The sequence below is a fragment of the Enterobacter sp. BIDMC93 genome, assembly GCF_001037805.1.
GTDB lineage: Bacteria > Pseudomonadota > Gammaproteobacteria > Enterobacterales > Enterobacteriaceae > Enterobacter > Enterobacter hormaechei_C.
The window spans coordinates 4407813-4429009 of sequence record NZ_KQ089962.1; the positions used below are offsets into that span (position 1 = coordinate 4407813).

Sequence of the window (21197 nt, forward strand, 5' to 3'; positions counted from 1 at the left end):
GTGGTTGTGTACCTGTAATAAGGGCAGAACGTGCTTTTTCAACTGCCCAGATTTGATTTTTTTCAGGTCCACACACTGCGGTTGCTTACAAGATGGGGTCACAACAGCATCCATCAAGGGGGAAGGATAAAAAATTTTTTAATTTCACCCCGGTGAGATCATAGACGGCGTCGATGCCGCCCATTATGATGCCGCGCCCCGTCAGGTAGAACTGGCGCGGGTTTAACCATTTCACCATATTAATGATGATTTTTTTGAGGACTTATGGGCAACACTAAGTTGGCTAATCCGGCTCCGCTGGGCCTGATGGGTTTTGGCATGACCACCATTCTGCTGAACCTGCACAATATCGGGATGTTCCCGATGGACGGCATTATCCTGGCGATGGGCATTTTTTACGGCGGTATCGCACAGATCTTTGCGGGCCTGCTGGAATATAAGAAAGGCAACACCTTCGGCTTAACCGCATTTACCTCTTACGGTTCCTTCTGGCTGACTCTGGTCGCAATTCTGTTGATGCCTAAAATGGGCCTGGCAGAGGCGGCAAACGCCCATTTCCTGGGCGTGTACCTGGGACTGTGGGGCGTGTTCACCCTGTTCATGTTCTTCGGTACCCTTAAGGCGAACCGCGCACTGCAATTCGTCTTCCTGAGCCTGACCGTACTGTTCGCTCTGCTGGCCATCGGTCACCTGGCGGATAACGAAGGCATCGTTCACGTTGCCGGCTGGGTAGGTCTGGTTTGCGGCGCAAGCGCAATCTACCTGGCCATGGGTGAAGTGCTGAACGAGCAGTTCGACCGCACCATTCTACCTATTGGTGAAAAACACTGATCCCTCTGTCGTGCCCGCGTCGCGGGCACGACGTCCCTCTGACTGGCGAAGCCACACCCCCAAAACCAGTCCCATCAGCGATAACGCCAGCACGTACCACGCAGGTGCAAGGGGTGACACCCCCATCAACACCGTCACCACAATCGGGGTCAGCCCACCGAAAATGGCATACGAGACATTATAAGAGAAAGAGATCCCAGTGAAGCGTACCTCCGGCGGGAAGGCGCGGACCATTACGTACGGTACGGCGCCAACGACGCCCACGCACAGCCCGACGACACCGTACAGCAGGAACAGCTGTTCAGGATGGGTGCCCGCAAGATGATAAAATGCCCAGCTCGACGCGGCCAGAAGCAAACTGCCGACAATAAAGGTCGCGCTTGCGCCGAAACGATCCGCCGCCAGCCCGGCGGCCAGACAACCAAAGCAGAGCATAATTGTCGCGATACTGTTCGCCTGTAACGTCACGGCAGGCGCAAAACCGTACTGTTTTTGCAGCCAGACCGGCGACATCAAAATGACCACCACGATCCCCGCAGACAGCAGCCAGGTCAGAAGCATCGACACCATTACCGCTTTTTTATGCCGCACTACTACGGTTTTCACCGGCAGTTCTTGCGCCAGCGCCTTCCGCTGCTGCATTTCCAGAAATATTGGCGTCTCTTGCAACCAGCGTCGCAGGTACATTGCCACCAGCCCAAACGCCCCGCCCAGCAGGAACGGTATACGCCAGCCCCAGTCGTGAACGGCCTGTTGCGTCATGCTGGTATTGATGATGGTTGCAACCACGGAGCCAAGCAGGATCCCGATCGTCAGCCCTGCGGTCAGCGTTCCGCACGCAATGCCGATGCGGCGCACCGGGACGTGCTCAGCGACAAACACCCAGGCGCCCGGCACTTCCCCGCCGATGGCCGCGCCCTGGAGAATACGCATCAGCAGCAGCAATAACGGGGCGATAATGCCCATCGACTCATAGGTAGGCAAAAGCCCAATCGCCAGCGTCGGCACGGCCATAAGCAGGATGCTGAGGGTAAACATCTTCTTGCGCCCGACCAGATCGCCAAAGTGCGCCATGACAATGCCGCCCAGCGGACGCGCCAGATAGCCGGCAGCGAAAATGCCGAAGGTTTGTACCTGACGCAGCCATTCCGGAATATCCGCCGGGAAAAACAGCGCCCCCACAACGGCGGCGAAGAAGACAAAGATGATGAAGTCGTAAAACTCCAGCGCGCCGCCCAGAGCAGCGAGCGTGAGGGTTTTGTAGTCCTGTCGATTCAGAGGTCGGGTGTTATGTGACATAGCGAACCATTGTGCATGTGTTGTGGATTATTTTTTACAGTAATCGTAAAGAAAAAATTACTATATCGTAAATCCATTTACACGCTACAGCGGCTGGCGCTAATGTCACATTTTAAAGAATTTCAGGAGATTGTTTCGCGGCGAGCGCTTTTAGGGCGAAATGCTGCTACCACATTGCCGTCAGTTTCCACGTACGGACCGTCAAGCAGTTGTATACAATACGGTACACTAGCAAAGATACCGTGGACGATAACGCTGCCGTCCTCGGCTTTTACCCCTTCCAGCGTTTCTTTTATCGACTTCGGCTGCCCCGGCAGGTTCAGGATCAGCGCCTGTTTGCGGATCACCCCGACCTGACGGGAAAGAATGGCCGTCGGGACAAAGTGTAGACTGATCTGGCGCATCTGCTCACCGAAGCCCGGCATTTCACGATCGGCGATAGCCAGCGTCGCGTCCGGCGTTACATCGCGGCGCGCGGGGCCGGTTCCGCCCGTCGTCAGCACCAGGTGGCAGCTCATCTCATCCACCAGTTCACACAGGGTTTGCTCGATGATCGGTTGCTCGTCCGGGATCAGGCGAGTCTGGATCTCAAACGGGGTAGTGAGCGCGCTGCCCAGCCACTCTTCCAGAGCAGGGATGCCTTTATCCTGATAAACACCGCTGGAGGCGCGGTCAGAAATCGACACTAAGCCGATGCGTAAGGTATTCATATCCATTCCATTCAAAAAGTACTGATTAAAGGGAATGATACACGCAGAGAGAAAATTCAGACAGAGGCGGGGGAAAGACGCGTGACCGGGAACCCGGTCACGCAGAATGATTACAGCAGGTCGCCGATCATTTTTTCCAGTTTTTCCTGGTCGATAGCAAACTTACGGATACCGTCCGCCAGTTTATCTACGGCCATTGGATCCTGGTTGTGCTGCCACAGGAACTCGGACTCGGTGATGCGCTCAGGGCGTGCTTTCACTTCGCCGGTGTAGGACAGTTTACGCTCGATAGCACCTTCGCTTTCTGCCAGCTCTTTCAGCAGCGCAGGAGCGATGGTCAGGCGGTCACAGCCAGCCAGCTCGATGATTTCGCCGACGTTACGGAAGCTTGCGCCCATCACTACGGTCTCATAGCCGTGCTGTTTGTAGTATTCGTAGATTTCAGTCACTGAAATCACGCCTGGATCTTCAGACGCCGCGTACTCTTTCTTGTCGGTGTTGGCTTTGTACCAGTCCAGAATACGGCCCACGAACGGAGAAATCAGGTATACGCCAGCTTCGGCACATGCACGCGCCTGCGCGAAGGAGAACAGCAGAGTCAGGTTACAGTTGATGCCTTCTTTTTCCAGCTGCTCAGCAGCGCGGATGCCCTGCCAGGTAGACGCCAGTTTGATCAGGATACGGTCATTGCTGATGCCCGCATCGTTGTACAGTTTGATCAGGCGTTTTGCTTTTGCGATAGACGCTTCGGTGTCGTAGGACAGGCGAGCATCAACTTCGGTAGAGATACGGCCAGGAACGAGCTTCAGGATTTCCAGACCGATGTTCACTGCCAGTTTGTCAGTGGCATCCACAACCTGCTGCGCGCGGTCATTGCTCTGTGCTTTCGCCCAGGTCACTGCGTCGTCAATCAGTTTGCGATACTCAGGGATCTGCGCGGCGTTAAGGATCAGAGAAGGGTTGGTTGTGGCATCCTGCGGCTGGTACAGCTTCATTGCCGCGATATCTCCGGTGTCAGCGACGACAGTGGTGAACTGACGAAGGGAGGTCAATTTATCCGTCATGATAGTGTTTCTCTTTTAACGTGCCCTGGATAATTCACACTACCGACAGCTTGCCAGCAGCGGAAAAATGACAGGTTTACTTGTTAGGGGGATGTAACCGGTCTGCCCTGATGATAACACGAGTGAGAGGCAGCGCAACCGCAGACAGTGCGCTTAGGCAGAGTATGATAAACTCAGAATATTAACAGGCTGCTAAGTAACAGCATGCACAATCAGTGGTAGCGCTTACATATTCACTTTGGCATCAACAAGAGGGACGTTAGTGCCTGATTTCTTTTTCTTTATCAACGAAGTCCTCTGGGGTTCGATCATGATATACCTGCTTTCAGGAGCAGGTATCTGGTTTACGTGGCGCAGCGGTCTGATTCAGTTTCGCTATATCCGCAAATTTGGCAGAAGTCTGAAAAACAGCGTCACCCCACAGCCGGGCGGCCTGACCTCGTTTCAGGCGCTCTGTACCAGCCTGGCCGCGCGCGTCGGCAGCGGTAACCTGGCCGGTGTCGCGCTGGCGATCGGCGCGGGCGGTCCGGGCGCGGTATTCTGGATGTGGGTGACGGCGATTATCGGTATGGCCACCTCCTTTGCTGAATGCTCGCTTGCGCAACTCTACAAAGAAAAAGACGGCAAAGGTCAGTTTCGCGGCGGTCCCGCCTGGTATATGGCTCGCGGGCTGGGAATGCGCTGGATGGGCGTTCTGTTCTCGATCTTTTTGCTGATTGCCTATGGCCTTATTTTCAATACCGTTCAGGCAAATTCCGTCGCCCACGCGCTGCGCTTTGCCTTCAATTGTCCGGAGTGGCTGACAGGCGGCGCGCTTGCCCTTCTCACCCTGCTGACCATTGTGACCGGGCTCAAAGGGGTTGCCCGCCTGATGCAGTGGCTGGTTCCGCTGATGGCGCTGCTGTGGGTGTCCACCAGCCTGATGGTATGCGCGATACATATCGATGAGGTGCCGAACGTCATCGTCACCATTTTCCAAAGCGCGTTCGGCTGGCGCGAAGCGGCTTCCGGCGCGCTGGGTTACACCCTTAGCCAGGCACTCACTGCGGGTTTTCAGCGGGGTATGTTCTCCAACGAAGCGGGAATGGGCTCCACGCCGAATGCCGCCGCAGCGGCCGCATCCTGGCCCCCACATCCCGCCGCGCAGGGCATTGTACAGATGATTGGCGTCTTCACAGACACCATTGTTATCTGCTCCGCCAGCGCGATGATAATGCTGCTGGCCGGTGCCGCTGAACAACCGTCCGGTAGTACGGCAGGCATTCATTGGGTACAACAGGCGCTGGTCTCCCTCGTCGGCAGCTGGGGCGCGGGCCTTGTCGCACTTGTCGTGGGACTTTTTGCCTTTAGTTCCATTGCGGTGAACTATATCTATGCCGAAAACAACCTTATCTTCCTGAAAGTTGACTCGCGTCTGGCCCGCAACATCCTTCGCGCGGGCGTGCTGGCGATGTTGTTTGTAGGTTGCCTGCTCAGCATGCCGATGATCTGGCAAATAGCGGACGTCATTATGGCGCTGATGGCCATCACGAACCTGACGGCCATTTTGCTGCTTTCACCGGTTGTGGCGCTGATCGCGCGCGATTATCTGCGTCAGCGCAAGCTCGGCGTACAGCCCGTCTTTGACGCCTCACGCTATCCCGAAATCGAGTCACAAATTGCCCCTGGCACCTGGGATGATTTGCCGCGGCAATAACAGCTATCGATCAATTCAGGGCGATTTTTTGTTAAAGTCGCTCTAAATTTCCTGCAAGGACTGGATATGCTGATTCTGATTTCACCTGCCAAAACGCTCGACTACCAGAGCCCGCTCGCCACTGAGCGTTATACCCAGCCGGAATTGCTGGACTACTCGCAACAGCTGATCCACGAGGCGCGTAAGCTTTCGGCTCCGCAAATCGCTTCGCTGATGAGCATCAGCGATAAACTCGCCGACCTGAATGCCACCCGTTTTCATGAGTGGCAGCCTGACTTCACGCCCGCCAACGCCCGCCAGGCGCTGTTGGCCTTCAAAGGTGACGTCTACACTGGCCTGCAAGCAGAAACGTTTAGCGAAACCGATTTCGATTTTGCCCAGCTGCATCTGCGCATGTTATCCGGCCTGTACGGGGTGCTGCGACCGCTGGATCTGATGCAGCCGTATCGTCTGGAGATGGGTATCCGCCTGGAAAACGCTAAAGGTAAAGATCTGTACCAGTTCTGGGGCGATGTCATTACCGACAAGCTTAACGCGGCGCTGCAAGCCCAGGGGGACAACGTGGTGATCAACCTGGCCTCCGATGAGTACTTCAAATCGGTGAAGCCGAAGAAGCTGGATGCGGACATTATCAAGCCGGTATTCCTCGACGAGAAAAACGGCAAATTTAAAGTGATCAGCTTCTACGCCAAAAAAGCGCGCGGTCTGATGAGCCGCTTCATCATTCAAAACCGTCTGACGAAGCCAGAGCAGCTCACTGGCTTTAACAGTGAAGGGTATTTTTTCGACGAGGCATCGTCAGGAAAAAACGAGCTGGTGTTTAAGCGTCACGAGCAATAAAAAGACAACCCCGCCAGCTGGCGGGGTTTGTGTTAATGGTGCTTCCGGTCCGGGCCCGGGCGACGATCGTCATGACGGTGGTGATCGTCACGATCGCGATGTTCATCGTGCGGACGCCAGTGGTTATCGCGCCAGTCATAGTGCGCTTTCCACCAGTCATGGTCGCGCCAGCGGCCGCCATCCCAGTAGTGCCCGTTATTATCCCGATCGCCAATTTGCAGTTTTACCGCTGGCACGAGGGTGATCTCAGCTGCCTGCACCGCCATGGGAGCGACCAGCATCAGTGAAAGCGCGATAAGTGCAGGTTTCAGTGTAGACATAGGTGACTCCTTATTCTTCTTGCCCAACGTGGGCCGATGTAAGGAGAGTACGTGATGGGGACGGGGGATGTTATTCTCTGCAATCCTAAACGCTAAGTGACCGCATTTATTGGGAATTTCTGCTTTTTTCCTGCTGTTTTTCTCCTTAATTTCTTCACAAAAAAGCCGGGTGGCGCTGCGCTTACCCGGCCTACGATGAGTTCGCCGTTGTAGGCCCGGTAAGGCGAAGCCGCCACCGGGCAGCACAATCACGCTCGGGTCATCATCAGCTTACGCAGCGCGGCAAAGTCTGCGGGCAGCTCATGAGACAGCAGCGGCAGGTCGGCGCGATCGGCCAGCTCTTTTGGCAGCGGCAGCGTTTCCCCCAGGATCGCTTCCACGCTCTCTTTGAACTTGGCCGGATGTGCGGTGCCGAGGAACAGGCCATACTCACCCGGTTGAAGCTGATCGCGCAGGGCACGATAGGCAATCGCCGCGTGCGGCTCAGAGGTATAGCCCACCGCTTTCAGCTCGCGCATGGTGGCTTTAGTGGTTTCGTCCGTCACCGCTGCGTAACCCAGATCGCCCAGACGCCAGACCTTACGGCGGAACAGCTCTTCCACACGCGGCCAGTTGTTAGGCTGTGACACATCCATCGCATTGGAGAGCGTGGCCTGAGTCGCGTTCGGCGCCCATTTTCCGTCCTTCAGGAAACGCGGCACGGTGTCGTTGGCGTTGGTGGCGGCGATAAAGCGCTTCACCGGCAGGCCGAGTGATTTCGCCAGCAGGCCTGCCGTCAGGTCGCCGAAGTTCCCACTTGGCACGGAAACCACCAGCTGATTGCGCGCGTCCTGCGGCAGCTGCGCCACCGCTTCGAAGTAGTAGCAGATCTGCGCCAGCAGACGGCTGATGTTGATGGAGTTGGCAGAGTTCAGCCCCAGCGCCGCCTTCAGCTCTTCGTCATCGAAGGCCTGCTTCACCAGCGCCTGACAGGCATCGAAATCGCCGTCGATCGCCACGGTTTCAATGTTGCCCCCAAGGGTGCAGAACAGTTTTTCCTGAAGCGGGCTGATTTTGCCTTTCGGATAGAGGATCACCACGCGGACGTTTTTCAGGCCGTAGAACGCATGGGCCACCGCCGCTCCGGTATCGCCTGAAGTCGCGGTAAGAATGGTCACCGGTTTGTCGCCGCTGATGTGGGTCAGCATCTGCGCCATAAAGCGACCGCCGAAATCTTTGAACGCCAGCGTCGGGCCGTGGAACAGCTCCAGACATCCAACGTCAGGCTCCACCTGCTTCACCGGCGCCGGGAAAGCAAACGCCGCACGCACGCGTTCTTCGAGCAGCTCCTGCGGGATTTCGTCGCCGATAAAGGCAGACAGAATTTTGGTGCTGCGGGTGACAAAGTCCTGCTTCAGCAGCTCATCGATTTCGGTCAGCTGAAATTCCGGCAGGTCGTGGGGGAAGAAAAGCCCCTGATTTTTGCCAAGCCCCTGCGTTACCGCCTGCGCGAAGCTGACCTGCTCGTTATGATCTTTAAGGTTGTAGAGTTTCATTCGTTATCCCAGTACTCGTGCGCCAGCCGTGTCCAGACGGCAAATATGAACAAAGCCTTCCTGATTTTGCAGGTAGTGTTTAGAGAGCCAGTCCGCCACGCGCTGCGCGGTGTCTGGCTTGTCGCATAAGGCGAACAGCGTCGGGCCGGAGCCGGAGATGCCGCACGCCTGTGCGCCGATATCCATGGATGCCTGTCGCGCTTCGTTAAAGCCCGGCAGCAGCTTCGTGCGATACGGCTCGGCAATGACGTCTTTCATCAGTTTCGCCGCCAGCTGCGGCTGACGGGTGTAGCAGGCGTGAATAAAGCCCGCCAGATGACGCCCGTGGGCGATACAGTCCTGACGACGATACTGCGCTGGCAGGATCGCACGCGCTTCGGCGGTAGACACTTTAATGCCCGGATAGGCCAGCACCCACAGCCACTCATCAAACCCTGGCACCTGCTGGCTGATGATGCCATTTTCTTCAATCATCAGCTGCATGCCGCCAAGGAAGCACGGCGCCACGTTATCATAATGAATGCTACCGGAGATGCGCCCTTCCAGCTCGCCCATCAGCGCCAGCAGACGGCTGTTGTTCAGCGGCTTGCCGCAGTGCTCATTCATCGCCACCAGCGCGGCGACCACCGAGCAGGCGCTCGAGCCCAGCCCCGAACCAATCGGCATGCTCTTTTCCAGCGTCATGGCGACCGGCACGTTTTTGCCGATCTCCTGACAGAAGCGTTCCCAGCACTGATAAACAATATTCTCGCGCGGTTCAGACGGCAGCTTACTGGCGAAGCGGCCGATGTTATTCAGGCTGAAGCGCTCTGCCGCCTCAACCGTAACCGTATCGCCCAGCAGCGAACCGTCCACCGGCGTGACCGCCGCGCCCAGCACGTCAAATCCGACGCTCATATTGGCGCTGGAAGCCGGGGCATATACTTTAACCATCTTAAACTCCTAACTTCCATGACAGGGTACGCAGCAGATCGGCAAACACGCCCGCCGCCGTCACATCATTCCCTGCGCCATAGCCGCGAAGCACCAGCGGCAGTGGCTGATAATAATGGCTGTAGAACGCCAGGGCGTTCTCGCCGTTTTTCACCTTGTACAGCGGATCGTTGCCATCCACTTCGGCAATCTTCACCCGGCAGACGCCGTCTTCTTCAATGTTGCCAACATAGCGCAATACCTTACCTTCATCACGGGCTTTCGCAACGCGTGCGGCAAAGGCATCGTCAAGCTGCGGCAACCTGGCCATAAAGGCGCTGACGTCACCGCTGTCATCAAATTCTGCTGGCAGCACCGGCTCAATCACGATATCCGAAAGCTCCAGCTCGCGGCCAGTTTCGCGCGCCAGGATCAGCAGCTTACGCGCCACGTCCATGCCGGAGAGGTCGTCGCGCGGATCCGGCTCGGTGTAGCCCAGCTCGCGCGCGGCGCGGGTGGCTTCCGACAAGCTCATCCCTTCGTCCAGCTTGCCGAAGATAAACGACAGGGAGCCGGAGAGGATGCCGGAGAAACGCTGTAGTTCGTCGCCCGCGTTGAGCAGGTTTTGCAGGTTCTCGATGACCGGCAGGCCCGCGCCCACGTTGGTGTCATACAGAAACTTACGGCGCGACTTACTCGCCGCCAGCCGCAGCTGGTGATAGTAATCCATCGACGAGGTGTTGGCCTTTTTGTTTGGCGTCACCACGTGGAAACCTTCGCGCAGGAAGTCGGCGTACTGATCGGCCACCGCCTGGCTGGAGGTACAGTCAACAATCACCGGGTTAAGCAGGTGATATTCTTTCACCAGGCGGATCAGGCGGCCCAGGTTAAATGGCTCTTTCGCCTCTTCCAGCTCCGCCTGCCAGTTTTCCAGATTCAGACCGTGGACGTTAGTCAGCAACGCTTTCGAGTTCGCAATGCCGCAAACGCGCAAATCGATATGTTTCTTCTTAAGCCACTCCTGCTGGCGCTTCACCTGCTCCAGCAGCGCGCCACCGACACCACCGACGCCCACCAGGAACAGCTCAATCACCTGGTCGGTGTTGAACAGCATCTGATGCACCACGCGCACGCCGGTAGTGGCGTCATCGTTATCCACGACAACGGAAATGGAACGCTCTGATGAGCCCTGGGCAATCGCCACGATATTGATATTGGCCCGCGCCAGCGCGGCAAAGAATTTGGCGGAGATACCGCGCAGGGTGCGCATGCCGTCGCCGACCACAGAGATAATCGCCAGACGTTCCTGAATCGAGAGCGGCTCCAGCAGCTCTTCTTTCAGCTCCAGATAGAACTCTTCTTCCAGCGCGCGGCGGGCACGCAGGCAATCACCCTGCGGAACGCAGAAGCTGATGCTGTATTCGGAAGAAGACTGCGTGATCAGCACCACAGAGATCCCGTTGCGGGACATAGCGGCAAAGACGCGTGCCGCCATGCCGACCATGCCCTTCATCCCCGGGCCGGAGACGCTGAACATCGCCATGTTATTGAGGTTAGAAATGCCTTTCACCGGCAGGTCATCTTCATCCGCGCTGGCGCCAATCAGCGTGCCCGGCGCCTGAGGGTTACCGGTATTCTTAATCAGGCAAGGGATTTGGAACTGGGCAATCGGGGAGATGGTACGCGGGTGAAGAACTTTAGCGCCGAAGTAGGAAAGCTCCATCGCTTCCTGGTACGACATCGACTTCAGCAGCCTGGCGTCCGGCACCTGGCGCGGATCGCAGGTATAAACGCCGTCGACGTCAGTCCAGATCTCACAACAGTCTGCGCGTAAACAGGCCGCCAGCACGGCAGCGGAGTAGTCAGAGCCGTTACGCCCCAGCACCACCAGTTCGCCCTTCTCGTTACCGGCGGTAAAGCCTGCCATCAGGATCATATGGTCAGACGGGATTTTGCTCGCCGCAATACGGCGTGTCGACTCGGCAATGTCGACGGTGGATTCAAGGTAGTGGCCCACAGCCAGCAGTTTTTCAACCGGATCGATGACCGTCACGTGGTGACCACGCGCTTCCAGCACGCCAGCCATGATGGCGATAGAGAGTTTTTCACCCCGGCAAATCAGCGCCGCGTTGATGCTGTCCGGGCACTGACCAAGCAGGCTGATACCGTGAAGAACGTGTTTAATCTGGGCAAATTCAAGTTCAACGGTGCTTTTCAGCTGCGCCAGCGGGAAACCAGGCTGGGCGTCGGCCAGCCCCTGAAGCAGATCGGCAAAGATACGCTCGGCGTCGCTGATGTTCGGTAGTGCATCCTGACCACCGATGGTTTTTTCAATCATCGCCACCAGGTGGTTCGTGATTTTGGCCGGGGCAGAGAGCACGGTGGCAACCTGCCCCTGCCTGGCGTTGCTTTCCAGGATATCGGCAACACGCAGAAAACGTTCTGCATTTGCCACTGACGTACCGCCGAACTTCAACACTCGCATGGTTCTACCTCATTTCCTTTAGCCGAAAAAAAAGCCCGCACTGTTCAGGTGCGGGCTTTTTTCTGTTTTTCCTGTACGCGTCAGCCCGCATCGTTACCTGTGGTAATGATGATGGTTGTAGTAATGGTGGTGATGCTGATGCGTTTCATGGATGTTGTGTACTCTGTCATTATTATCTGTCTGTGCTCTATTCTTTTAGGGTTAAAGGATCGAGCCCCTTAAGTCAATGAATTTTTAATTCGATCACAATTCGAGATATTCTCACGTCCCGCTGCGGGCAGATTTATTTTCATCGGAATACCCCAGATGCAACCCCAGACATCAGCAGGATCGGCCATAATAAAAACCTATGACACTATTTTACTCGGCTAATTTTTTTTCAATATCATGAAGCAATCGGTGCAGCATTGCCGTGTCGCGCTGCTCAAGACGCCCCAGGCGCTGCTGTAACCAGTCCACCATTTTTTGATCGTCAGCGACGCCCAACTGCTCAAGAAGCTTATCTGCACGAACACGCAGTGCCGCCAGCTGGTTTTCATCCGAAACTGTCACCGGTGGCTGAGAAATTTGTATTAAGGATGCTAATTGATAGCAATAGACCATCACCGCCTGCCCCAGATTGAGTGACGGATAATCCGCCACCATCGGCGCGCCCGTCAGCACGTCAGCCAGCTCCAGCTCTTCGTTAGTCAGCCCGGAATCCTCTCGCCCAAACACCAGCGCGGCTTTCTCCAGCCACAGGCTTTTCTCTTCCAGCATCGGCACCAGTTCAGCAGGCGTGGCGTAATAGTGAAACTTCGCCCGGCTGCGCGCGGTCGTCGCGACGGTAAACGAAATATCGTGGAGTGCGTCGGCGAGCGTAGCGTAAGTGGTTATATTATCGAGAATATCACCCGAACCGTGCGCCACCCAGCGCGCAGCAGGCTCCAGATGCGCCGTGCTGTCCACAATACGCAAATCGGTAAACCCCATAGTCTTCATGGCACGCGCCGCAGCGCCAATATTTTCAGCTCTTGCTGGTGCCACCAGCACAATCGACAGATGCATTTACGCTCTCTTTTTAATCAGTTAGCAGGTAAAAATGTGATTCAGTTCAACATATTACGCAGCACGAATTTACAATTTTGCAACACAAATCACCGAAATAGCGTTTCATAACAATTAAAAAAAGCTAAACTATTTTGTGGCTGAACAATCAGTTAGAATGTTAACAGAAGTCCATTATCCTTATGTTTTGTAATGATAATGACCATATGAATACTCTTTTCTGATTGGATTCGTACCGTTTATCAATCAATGTCCGCAACTAGTTGGTTTATTGAAAAATTGTGACAAAGGCTAGCATTCAGCTACGATGATTTCATCAAACTGTTAACGTGCTACAATTGAACTTGATATATGTCAACGAAGCGTAGTTTTATTGGGTGTCCGGTGTCACTTAGCCTGTTATGTTGCTGTTAAAATGGTTAGGATGACAGCCGTTTTTGACACTGTCGGGTCCAAAGGGAAAGTACCCACGACCAAGCTAATGATGTTGTTGACGTTGATGGAAAGTGCATCAAGAACGCAATTACGTACTTTAGTCACGTTAAGCCGATCATGTTAATTTGCGACATGCATCAGGCAGGTCAGGGACTTTTGTACTTCCTGTTTCGATTTAGTTGGCAATTTAGGTAGCAAACATGCAGACCCCGCACATTCTTATCGTTGAAGACGAGTTGGTAACACGCAACACGTTAAAGAGCATTTTCGAAGCAGAAGGCTACGATGTCTTTGAAGCGACCGATGGCGCAGAGATGCATCAGATCCTTTCTGAAAATGATATCAACCTGGTGATTATGGATATCAACCTGCCGGGCAAAAACGGGCTTCTTCTGGCGCGCGAACTGCGTGAACAGGCGAACGTCGCGTTGATGTTCCTGACGGGCCGTGACAACGAGGTTGATAAAATTCTTGGTCTGGAAATCGGCGCGGATGACTACATCACCAAGCCGTTCAACCCTCGCGAGTTAACCATTCGTGCACGCAACCTGCTGTCCCGCACCATGAATCTGGGTACGGTAAGTGAAGAGCGTCGTAGCGTCGACAGCTACAAATTCAACGGCTGGGAACTTGATATCAATAGCCGTTCGCTGATTAGCCCGAACGGTGAGCAGTACAAACTGCCGCGCAGTGAATTCCGCGCGATGCTGCACTTCTGCGAGAACCCGGGCAAGATTCAGTCCCGTGCAGAACTGCTGAAGAAAATGACCGGTCGTGAGTTGAAGCCACACGATCGTACCGTTGACGTAACCATCCGTCGTATTCGTAAGCACTTCGAATCTACGCCGGATACGCCGGAAATCATCGCCACGATCCATGGTGAAGGCTATCGTTTCTGCGGTGACCTCCAGGAGTAATTCTCCCGTCACGCAGTAAAAAACGGCGCATTTGCGCCGTTTTTTTTATCAATGCCACGGCATAATCGGTACCGCGCTTATCGCGTTTTTCGGTGAGCCGTCCACGACTTTGTCGGAATAAGCCAGATAAGCCAAGGTGTTACGCTTCGCGTCATAAAAACGGACCACCTGTAGCTTTTTGAACACCAGCGAGGTCCGTTTCTGGAATACGACGTCGCCCTGCGCTTTGCCGTTTTTGATTTTGTCACTCAATTCCACCGGGCCAACCTGCTGGCAGGAGATGGCCGCGTCAGACGTGTCTTCAGCCAGCCCCAGGCCGCCTTTAATCCCGCCGGTCTTTGCCCGGCTGACATAGCAGGTGACGTTTTTAACGTCCGGATCGTCAAAGGCTTCCACCACAATTTTGTGGTCCGGCCCAAACATTTTAAACACAGTATCCACGGAGCCAATTTGCTCCGCCTGTGCCACGCGCCCTGCCATCAGCGCCAGTGCTGTAAAGACTAAAACCTTGTATTTCATATTGTTACCATTCATAAAAATTACGCTGAGCGATTATTCAACAGGTTAGATAAAAATGTAGCAAGATCACAGTATTAGAATATATCCGCACATAAATCACTACAAAAAGCATTTATGCGCAAAAAAAACACTGAATGCTAAAACGTCAAAAAATGCTATTATCCGCTAACCTGTAAACAGGCACCTGCGGCAGTTTTAAGGATGAGGATAGTATATGGATCAGGCTGGAATTATTCGCGACCTGCTCACCTGGCTGGAAGGTCATCTCGACCAGCCTTTGTCACTGGATAATGTGGCGGCAAAAGCAGGCTATTCCAAGTGGCATCTGCAAAGGATGTTCAAGGATGTCACCGGTCATGCTATCGGTGCCTATATTCGCGCACGTCGTTTATCAAAGTCTGCTGTCGCGTTGCGCCTGACCGCGCGACCAATCCTGGATATTGCCCTGCAATATCGCTTCGATTCACAGCAAACCTTCACCCGCGCCTTTAAAAAACAGTTCTCGTTAACGCCAGCGCTTTATCGCCGCTCGCCGGACTGGAGCTCCTTTGGTATGCGTCCGCCGCTGCGTCTGGGCGAGTTTGCGATGCCAAAATATGAAATCATCACCCTGCCGGAAACGCACCTGGTCGGCACCACGCAGAGCTACTCCTGTTCCCTGGAGCAGATCTCCGAGTTCCGCCATCAGATGCGCGTTCAGTTCTGGCGCGAATTTTTAAGCCATGCTCCGGCGCTCCCGCCGATTCTGTATGGCCTGAACGAAACGCATCCCAGCCAGGAAAAAGACGACGAGCAGGAGGTGTTCTATACCACGGCGCTGACGCCTGACATGGCGAACGGTTACATTCATGGCTCGAAGCCTGTCGTGCTGGAAGGCGGCGAGTATGTGATGTTCTCATACGAAGGTTTAGGAACGGGCGTTCAGGAGTTCATCCTGACCGTTTACGGGACCTGCATGCCGATGCTGAATCTGAATCGCCGTAAAGGTCAGGACATTGAGCGCTACTATCCGGCGCAAGATGCTAAACCGGAAGAAGGCCCTATCAATCTGCGTATGGAATTCCTGATTCCGGTACGTCGTTAACGCTGCAATTCGTCCAGAGCAGGGGCATCAAGATGCGAAATGTCCCCTGCCATCTCAACTACCCACCCCGATGCCAGCCAGGCACTTTCCTGATAGTCGATACGGGAAATGGAACAGTTGCGCAGCCGCAAACGGCGTTCGGCGTAAGCCGGCAGTCCCAGAATGGTGCTCACCAGGCAACCCAGCGCGATACCGTGGCTCACCAGCAGCGGTCGGCTACCTGCCGGGAGTTTCAGGCACTCGGCCAGCGCGGCATGCATGCGCACGCTCAGCTCCTGCATGGATTCCCCTTCAGGGATGCGACCATCTTCAGTGCCGTTCACCAGCGTGCGGCGCCAGCCTTCTTCGGTTTCCGTCAGCGTATCGATAGGACGTTTTTCCAGCACGCCCATATCCAGCTCGCGCAGACGCGGTTCGAGGGTCACGTCGCAGCCACAGGCATCGGCGATGATGCGTGCCGTCTGCTGCGTGCGGCCTAAATCACTGGAGATGACGTGAGTGATACCCAGCGTTCTGGCGCGCTCCGCCACCTGCCACGCTTGCTGCACGCCTTTGTCGGTGAGAGGACTGTCTGACTGGCCTTGAATACGTCGCTCGGCGTTCCACTGCGTTTCACCGTGGCGAACAAGGTATACCTGTAACATGCTTTTTTTCCGTTATACTGCGATGAATTTTTTAAATCGAGCTTAATTATGCACCATGTTGTCTCTGCTACCACCAATCCTGCCAAAATTCAGGCAATTCTAAGGGCATTTGAAGAGATCTTCGGCGAAGGATCCTGCCATATTGACGCCGTCGGCGTCGAGAGCGGTGTGCCGGAACAGCCGTTTGGCAGCGAGGAAACACGCGCTGGCGCACGAAATCGCGTGGCGAATGCAAAAGCCGCCGCGCCAGACGCTGACTTCTGGGTCGCGATTGAAGCAGGCATCGACGAAGGGGCGACCTTCAGCTGGGTTGTCATCGAAAGCCGTGAGCAGCGCGGCGAAGCGCGTTCTGCCACGCTGCCGCTGCCGGAAGTCATACTGGAGAAAGTCCGCGCGGGTGAGGCGCTGGGGCCGGTAATGTCGCACTACACCGGCATTGATGAAATTGGTCGTAAAGAGGGGGCGATTGGCGTCTTTACGGGTGGCAAGCTTACGCGTTCAGGCGTTTACCACCAGGCCGTTATTCTGGCGTTAAGTCCGTTTCATAACGCGATTTATCGTTAAGTTTGCAGGCCGGATAAGCCGAAGCCGTCATCCGGCGTTTTTCAGCAATACGGCTTCCAGCCACTGACGCAGTTCAACCGGCGCCGACTTCAGGCTGTTTGAACCCCGGGTGATGGTCGCGATACCCGCGCCCAGCTCGTTTTTCAGCTCGCGCTGGCTCATTTCGCCGCGCAGCAGTTCCTCAATAATGCGTACCCGCGTGCCCAGCGCTTCGCGTTCATCGGGCGTCAGCATCAGCTGTAGCAACGGTAAATGCAGATCTTTGTCGTAAGACTGGCGGAGCAACTCCACAAAACGAAGCCACTCCTGATGACGCTGTTCGGCCATGGCCGAGGAATACGGGGAATGCTGGGTCATGTTATGCTGCCTCTTGTACTCATTAGCGAGTACAGCATAACACAACCCGCGCCGATCAGTAACGTCTCTGCCACTCGGCATCGCTCATCAGGGTATCTTTCTGCCCCATGAAGTAGCGATAGTAGGCGTCATAAGCCAGCACATTCTTCACATAGCCGCGCGTTTCCGAGAACGGAATGCTCTCGACAAACGCCACGGCGTCGATGCGCCCTGCGCTGTTGCCAAGCCATGTCCGCACGCGGCCAGGCCCGGCGTTGTACGCCGCTGACGCGAAGATACGGTTATTACCGAACTGCTGATAGACGTACTGCAAGTAGCTGGTACCGATGTTGATGTTAGTCTCCGGATCCAGCAGCTGGGACGGGCTGCTGTAGCCTGGAATATTAAACATCTTCACCGTGTGCGTCGCGGTACCCGGCATAATCTGCATCAGGCCGCTGGCACCCACCGGAGAACGCACTTTCGGGTTCCAGGCGCTCTCCTGACGGGCAATGGCCATCGCGTAGCTTTGCGGAATATCTTTGCCGCTGGTGTAGCGATCGAACAGATCCTTATAAGCCAGCGGGAAACGCTCTTCGAGATGATCCCACAGTTTGCCGGCGATCGTCGCCTGCACGCTCAGATCCCACCAGCGATTATCAAATGCATAGCGGGCAAGCTGCGCTTTCTCATCGGTGGTACGGCTGGTGACCAGATTCGCCCATTCGCTGCGCGCGGTATTATCCAGATTCCAGTACATCAGCTCGCGCACGCGCGCCATTTCCGGCCCCTGCGTCAGCGCCGGGTTCGCGTTGGCTGGCGCTTTGTCGATCTTCAGGGTGTACTCCTCGCCCAGACGCTGCGCCGCCGCCATCGGGTAGAATCCGCGCTGCTGCATCAGGGAGTGGAGGATCTCTTTGGCTTCATCTTCACGACCACGTTCCAGCAGCATGTCCGCCTGCCAGTAACGCCATTCATCTTTCTCTTTGGCATCCATCGGCAGACGCGCCAGCCAGGTATTGAGGCCACGACGATCGCCCGTTCCCAGCGCCATGCGCACGCGACGCTCCACCAGCGAGACAGAGTTCGAACGCATCACCGCATCGTCACGCCAGCGCGCCTGTTCGTCGGTGACATCTGTCCCCATCAGTCGCCATGCCACGATATCGCGCAGCTCCTGAGTTTGATCGTCATTAAGCTGCTGGGCCTGCACCAGCTGCGGGATCATCAGCCGGGCGTTTTCCACATCATCACGCGCCACGCTGGCAAAGGCCACCGCCGCCATCTGGCGGGTAAAATCGGTCGCGCCGGTGGTACGCGCAAACGTCAGCACGGTATTGGGATCGTTTGCCAGACTGATAACGGCAGACGCAATGGTCTGATAATCTGCGGGCATCTGGCCCGCCAGCACGGTGACCAGCCGGGTGTTTCCGGCCTTCATCGCCAGGCGAATACGTTCCAGGTAAGAGAGCGGATCCTGCTTGCCCGAGGCGCGCCAGGCGCTGAACAGCGGGTCACAGGCGTTTGGCTGGCTTTTGCCCGTCAACCACAGCTCTTTCGCGCCGGTCCAGGCTTCCTCCTGCTGACCGGTCGCCCATTTCGCATAATAATAATTACACTGCGCTTCCGTCGCGCCCGGTTTATCCGGGCTGAAAGCCAGCAGGCCGCGCCAGTCTTCGCGACGGGCCAGCTCGTTCACAAACCGGGACTTCAGGGTGCGCGCAGGCGGCAGGGTCGGGTTCGCCTGAATGAAGTTATTCACGGTGACGGTCGGTTGATTCATGAGATCGTCCGTGATCTGACGATACTCAAGATACGGATACAGCGGATAATCCTTCAGCGTCGGCATCAGCGCCTGCACGGTATCCATCTGCTTGTTGTCCCATGCCTGTTTAATCTGGGCATAGCGGTTACGTTGTTCATCCAGTGAATCGGCATGCACCGCCTGGCTTACCGCCATTACGCATACGCTGGCAGCCAGCAGACGCCAGATCACCCGTTTGGCTTTTTCCACAAGCTCTTCCTCATTGTTTTTCGTCAGTTGCAGCGTCTTGCCACGTCAAAGTTACATCAACTTATGCTAACCAGGCATCCCACAACGCGCCACGTCATGGACACTTTTTTACCTTTCTTGCGCGTTTTAACACTCCCGACGTTCCTGGCTGGGATTAGGGCGTGAAAAAGGCTACACTTCGAGGCTGAAATTCATTCTCATCACGATAAAAGAGGCGAAGTCCAACGTGGCTCAATTCGTTTATACCATGCATCGTGTCGGCAAAGTTGTCCCGCCGAAACGTCATATTCTTAAAAATATCTCGCTGAGCTTCTTCCCGGGCGCAAAAATCGGTGTTCTGGGTCTCAACGGTGCCGGTAAGTCCACCCTGCTGCGCATCATGGCCGGCATCGATACAGACATCGAAGGTGAAGCCCGTCCGCAGCCTGGCATTAAGATCGGCTACCTGCCGCAGGAACCCCAGCTGAACCCGGAACACACCGTGCGTGAATCCGTTGAAGAAGCGGTATCCGAGGTGGTTAACGCCCTGAAGGGTCTGGATGAAGTGTATGCCAAATACGCCGAGCCGGATGCGGACTTCGACAAACTGGCCGCTCAGCAGGGCAAATATGAAGAGATTATCCAGGCGCACGACGGTCACAACCTGAACGTGCAGCTGGAGCGCGCGGCCGATGCCCTGCGTCTGCCAGACTGGGATGCGAAAATCGCTAACCTGTCCGGTGGTGAACGCCGCCGCGTGGCGCTGTGCCGCCTGCTGCTGGAAAAACCAGACATGCTGCTGCTCGACGAACCTACCAACCACCTGGATGCGGAATCCGTGGCGTGGCTGGAGCGCTTCCTGCACGACTTCGAAGGCACCGTGGTGGCGATTACCCACGACCGTTACTTCCTCGACAACGTTGCGGGCTGGATCCTGGAGCTGGACCGCGGCGAAGGTATTCCGTGGGAAGGCAACTACTCCTCCTGGCTGGAGCAGAAAGATCAGCGTCTGGCGCAGGAAGCATCTCAGGAAGCGGCGCGTCGTAAGTCTATCGAGAAAGAGCTGGAGTGGGTGCGTCAGGGCGCGAAAGGCCGTCAGTCCAAGGGCAAAGCCCGTCTGGCACGCTTCGAAGAGCTGAACAACACTGAATACCAGAAACGTAACGAAACCAACGAACTGTTTATTCCACCTGGAGCTCGTCTGGGGGATAAAGTGGTTGAAGTGACCAACCTGCGTAAGTCCTACGGCGACCGTCTGCTGATCGACGACCTGACCTTCTCCGTGCCGAAAGGCGCTATCGTTGGCATCATCGGTCCGAACGGCGCAGGTAAATCAACCCTGTTCCGCATGATGTCCGGTCAGGAACAGCCTGACAGCGGCTCTATCACCCTGGGTGAAACCGTGAAGCTGGCTTCCGTGGACCAGTTCCGCGACGCAATGGATAACAGCAAAACCGTGTGGGAAGAGGTTTCCGGCGGTCTGGATATCATGCGTATCGGCAACACCGAGATGCCAAGCCGCGCTTACGTTGGCCGCTTTAACTTTAAGGGCACTGACCAGGGCAAACGCGTGGGCGAGCTGTCCGGCGGTGAGCGCGGTCGTCTGCACCTGGCGAAGCTGCTCCAGGTTGGCGGCAACGTTCTGCTGCTTGATGAACCTACCAACGACCTGGACATCGAAACCCTGCGCGCGCTGGAAAACGCCCTGCTGGAGTTCCCGGGCTGCGCGATGGTTATCTCGCACGACCGCTGGTTCCTGGACCGCATCGCAACCCACATCCTGGACTACCAGGACGAAGGTAAGGTGGAGTTCTTCGAAGGTAACTTCACCGAATACGAAGAGTACAAGAAACGCACGCTGGGCGCAGACGCGCTGGAGCCGAAGCGTATTAAGTACAAGCGTATTGCGAAATAAAAGCAAAACGGCAACTTCGGTTGCCGTTTTTTATGTTTGTACCCTCTCCCC

21 protein-coding genes and 1 other annotated feature are annotated in these 21197 nt (G+C 55.7%); of the genes, 7 read left to right on the top strand and 14 right to left on the bottom strand.

Annotation, left to right across the window (positions count from 1 at the left end; translation table 11 throughout):
- The first annotated feature begins 264 nt into the window (after positions 1-264).
- The gene (satP, locus tag SK58_RS20575; protein WP_003856474.1) at positions 265-831 is read left to right on the top strand and encodes an acetate uptake transporter; all 567 of its coding nucleotides are present in this window, start codon (positions 265-267) and stop codon (positions 829-831) included.
- Here the strand turns inward: satP and SK58_RS20580 are convergent.
- From SK58_RS20580 to tal, 3 genes are all read right to left on the bottom strand, one after another.
- The gene (locus SK58_RS20580; protein ID WP_017383819.1) at positions 808-2130 is read right to left on the bottom strand and encodes an MFS transporter; all 1323 of its coding nucleotides are present in this window, start codon (positions 2128-2130) and stop codon (positions 808-810) included. The two genes, satP and SK58_RS20580, sit on opposite strands and share 24 nt — an antisense overlap.
- Positions 2131-2252: 122 nt before the next feature.
- Positions 2253-2840, bottom strand: coding sequence for a molybdopterin adenylyltransferase (mog, locus tag SK58_RS20585; RefSeq protein ID WP_017383820.1), 588 nt, complete (start codon positions 2838-2840; stop codon positions 2253-2255).
- Positions 2841-2950: 110 nt separating this feature from the next.
- A complete protein-coding gene (tal, locus tag SK58_RS20590) occupies positions 2951-3904 on the bottom strand; it encodes a transaldolase (protein ID WP_047737176.1) in 954 nt (317 codons plus the stop codon).
- Between the two features lie 262 nt (positions 3905-4166).
- Here tal and SK58_RS20595 point away from each other — a divergent pair, with 262 nt between their 5' ends.
- Positions 4167-5600 carry an alanine/glycine:cation symporter family protein gene (locus SK58_RS20595; protein ID WP_048220380.1) on the top strand — a complete coding sequence of 478 codons (1434 nt, stop codon included), beginning with the start codon at positions 4167-4169 and terminating at the stop codon, positions 5598-5600.
- A 66-nt stretch (positions 5601-5666) separates the two neighbouring features.
- Positions 5667-6440: a peroxide stress protein YaaA gene (gene yaaA / locus SK58_RS20600; RefSeq protein WP_048220381.1), complete on the top strand. Its 774-nt coding sequence runs from the start codon at positions 5667-5669 to the stop codon at positions 6438-6440.
- 32 nt (positions 6441-6472) lie between these two features.
- Here the strand turns inward: yaaA and SK58_RS20605 are convergent, their stop codons facing one another.
- The 7 genes from SK58_RS20605 to yjjY all read right to left on the bottom strand — a co-directional run bounded on the left by SK58_RS20605 (position 6473) and on the right by yjjY (position 13279).
- Complete coding sequence (locus SK58_RS20605; RefSeq protein ID WP_015572627.1) at positions 6473-6760, bottom strand: DUF2502 domain-containing protein; 288 nt, start codon at positions 6758-6760, stop codon at positions 6473-6475.
- 248 nt (positions 6761-7008) lie between these two features.
- Positions 7009-8295, bottom strand: coding sequence for a threonine synthase (gene thrC, locus SK58_RS20610; RefSeq protein WP_015572626.1), 1287 nt, complete (start codon positions 8293-8295; stop codon positions 7009-7011).
- A 3-nt stretch (positions 8296-8298) separates the two neighbouring features.
- On the bottom strand, positions 8299-9228 hold the full coding sequence (gene thrB, locus SK58_RS20615) for a homoserine kinase (protein WP_022650380.1): 930 nt from the start codon (positions 9226-9228) through the stop codon (positions 8299-8301).
- A gap of 1 nt (position 9229) precedes the next feature.
- The gene (thrA, locus tag SK58_RS20620) at positions 9230-11692 is read right to left on the bottom strand and encodes a bifunctional aspartate kinase/homoserine dehydrogenase I (protein ID WP_023295899.1); all 2463 of its coding nucleotides are present in this window, start codon (positions 11690-11692) and stop codon (positions 9230-9232) included.
- A gap of 24 nt (positions 11693-11716) precedes the next feature.
- Positions 11717-11834, bottom strand: a sequence feature (Thr leader region).
- On the bottom strand, positions 11773-11841 hold the full coding sequence (gene thrL / locus SK58_RS22620; protein ID WP_015572623.1) for a thr operon leader peptide: 69 nt from the start codon (positions 11839-11841) through the stop codon (positions 11773-11775). It overlaps the preceding feature by 62 nt.
- A gap of 211 nt (positions 11842-12052) precedes the next feature.
- A complete protein-coding gene (locus SK58_RS20625; protein WP_015572622.1) occupies positions 12053-12739 on the bottom strand; it encodes a tRNA/rRNA methyltransferase in 687 nt (228 codons plus the stop codon).
- Between the two features lie 399 nt (positions 12740-13138).
- A complete protein-coding gene (gene yjjY / locus SK58_RS23020) occupies positions 13139-13279 on the bottom strand; it encodes a YjjY family protein (protein WP_001541509.1) in 141 nt (46 codons plus the stop codon).
- A gap of 95 nt (positions 13280-13374) precedes the next feature.
- On the opposite strand from yjjY, the gene arcA reads away from it, so the two are divergent.
- A complete protein-coding gene (gene arcA / locus SK58_RS20630; RefSeq protein ID WP_003856501.1) occupies positions 13375-14091 on the top strand; it encodes a two-component system response regulator ArcA in 717 nt (238 codons plus the stop codon).
- 48 nt (positions 14092-14139) lie between these two features.
- On the opposite strand, the gene creA is transcribed toward arcA, so the two are convergent.
- Entirely contained in the window at positions 14140-14610 is a 471-nt protein-coding gene (gene creA, locus SK58_RS20635) for a protein CreA (protein WP_032103047.1), read from the bottom strand.
- Between the two features lie 214 nt (positions 14611-14824).
- On the opposite strand from creA, the gene robA reads away from it, so the two are divergent.
- Complete coding sequence (gene robA, locus SK58_RS20640; protein WP_015572620.1) at positions 14825-15694, top strand: MDR efflux pump AcrAB transcriptional activator RobA; 870 nt, start codon at positions 14825-14827, stop codon at positions 15692-15694.
- On the opposite strand, the gene gpmB is transcribed toward robA, so the two are convergent.
- Entirely contained in the window at positions 15691-16338 is a 648-nt protein-coding gene (gene gpmB / locus SK58_RS20645; RefSeq protein WP_006810187.1) for a 2,3-diphosphoglycerate-dependent phosphoglycerate mutase GpmB, read from the bottom strand. The genes robA and gpmB overlap by 4 nt on opposite strands.
- 48 nt (positions 16339-16386) lie before the next feature.
- On the opposite strand from gpmB, the gene yjjX reads away from it, so the two are divergent.
- Positions 16387-16902: an inosine/xanthosine triphosphatase gene (gene yjjX / locus SK58_RS20650; protein ID WP_015572619.1), complete on the top strand. Its 516-nt coding sequence runs from the start codon at positions 16387-16389 to the stop codon at positions 16900-16902.
- Between the two features lie 27 nt (positions 16903-16929).
- Here the strand turns inward: yjjX and trpR are convergent, their stop codons facing one another.
- Together trpR and sltY are read right to left on the bottom strand one after the other, a co-directional pair.
- Positions 16930-17259 carry a trp operon repressor gene (gene trpR, locus SK58_RS20655; RefSeq protein ID WP_003856511.1) on the bottom strand — a complete coding sequence of 110 codons (330 nt, stop codon included), beginning with the start codon at positions 17257-17259 and terminating at the stop codon, positions 16930-16932.
- A gap of 55 nt (positions 17260-17314) precedes the next feature.
- Positions 17315-19252, bottom strand: coding sequence for a murein transglycosylase (gene sltY / locus SK58_RS20660; protein ID WP_045330207.1), 1938 nt, complete (start codon positions 19250-19252; stop codon positions 17315-17317).
- 226 nt (positions 19253-19478) lie between these two features.
- Here sltY and ettA point away from each other — a divergent pair, with 226 nt between their 5' ends.
- A complete protein-coding gene (gene ettA / locus SK58_RS20665) occupies positions 19479-21146 on the top strand; it encodes an energy-dependent translational throttle protein EttA (protein ID WP_006810191.1) in 1668 nt (555 codons plus the stop codon).
- Positions 21147-21197: the final 51 nt, after the last annotated feature.

Coding starts and splice junctions, on each gene's coding strand:
- satP (WP_003856474.1), top strand. CDS start 265: ATGGGCAACACTAAGTTGGCTAATCCGGCTCCGCTGGGCCTGATGGGT.
- SK58_RS20580 (WP_017383819.1), bottom strand. CDS start 2,130: ATGTCACATAACACCCGACCTCTGAATCGACAGGACTACAAAACCCTC.
- mog (WP_017383820.1), bottom strand. CDS start 2,840: ATGAATACCTTACGCATCGGCTTAGTGTCGATTTCTGACCGCGCCTCC.
- tal (WP_047737176.1), bottom strand. CDS start 3,904: ATGACGGATAAATTGACCTCCCTTCGTCAGTTCACCACTGTCGTCGCT.
- yaaA (WP_048220381.1), top strand. CDS start 5,667: ATGCTGATTCTGATTTCACCTGCCAAAACGCTCGACTACCAGAGCCCG.
- SK58_RS20605 (WP_015572627.1), bottom strand. CDS start 6,760: ATGTCTACACTGAAACCTGCACTTATCGCGCTTTCACTGATGCTGGTC.
- thrC (WP_015572626.1), bottom strand. CDS start 8,295: ATGAAACTCTACAACCTTAAAGATCATAACGAGCAGGTCAGCTTCGCG.
- thrB (WP_022650380.1), bottom strand. CDS start 9,228: ATGGTTAAAGTATATGCCCCGGCTTCCAGCGCCAATATGAGCGTCGGA.
- thrA (WP_023295899.1), bottom strand. CDS start 11,692: ATGCGAGTGTTGAAGTTCGGCGGTACGTCAGTGGCAAATGCAGAACGT.
- SK58_RS20625 (WP_015572622.1), bottom strand. CDS start 12,739: ATGCATCTGTCGATTGTGCTGGTGGCACCAGCAAGAGCTGAAAATATT.
- arcA (WP_003856501.1), top strand. CDS start 13,375: ATGCAGACCCCGCACATTCTTATCGTTGAAGACGAGTTGGTAACACGC.
- creA (WP_032103047.1), bottom strand. CDS start 14,610: ATGAAATACAAGGTTTTAGTCTTTACAGCACTGGCGCTGATGGCAGGG.
- robA (WP_015572620.1), top strand. CDS start 14,825: ATGGATCAGGCTGGAATTATTCGCGACCTGCTCACCTGGCTGGAAGGT.
- gpmB (WP_006810187.1), bottom strand. CDS start 16,338: ATGTTACAGGTATACCTTGTTCGCCACGGTGAAACGCAGTGGAACGCC.
- yjjX (WP_015572619.1), top strand. CDS start 16,387: ATGCACCATGTTGTCTCTGCTACCACCAATCCTGCCAAAATTCAGGCA.
- trpR (WP_003856511.1), bottom strand. CDS start 17,259: ATGACCCAGCATTCCCCGTATTCCTCGGCCATGGCCGAACAGCGTCAT.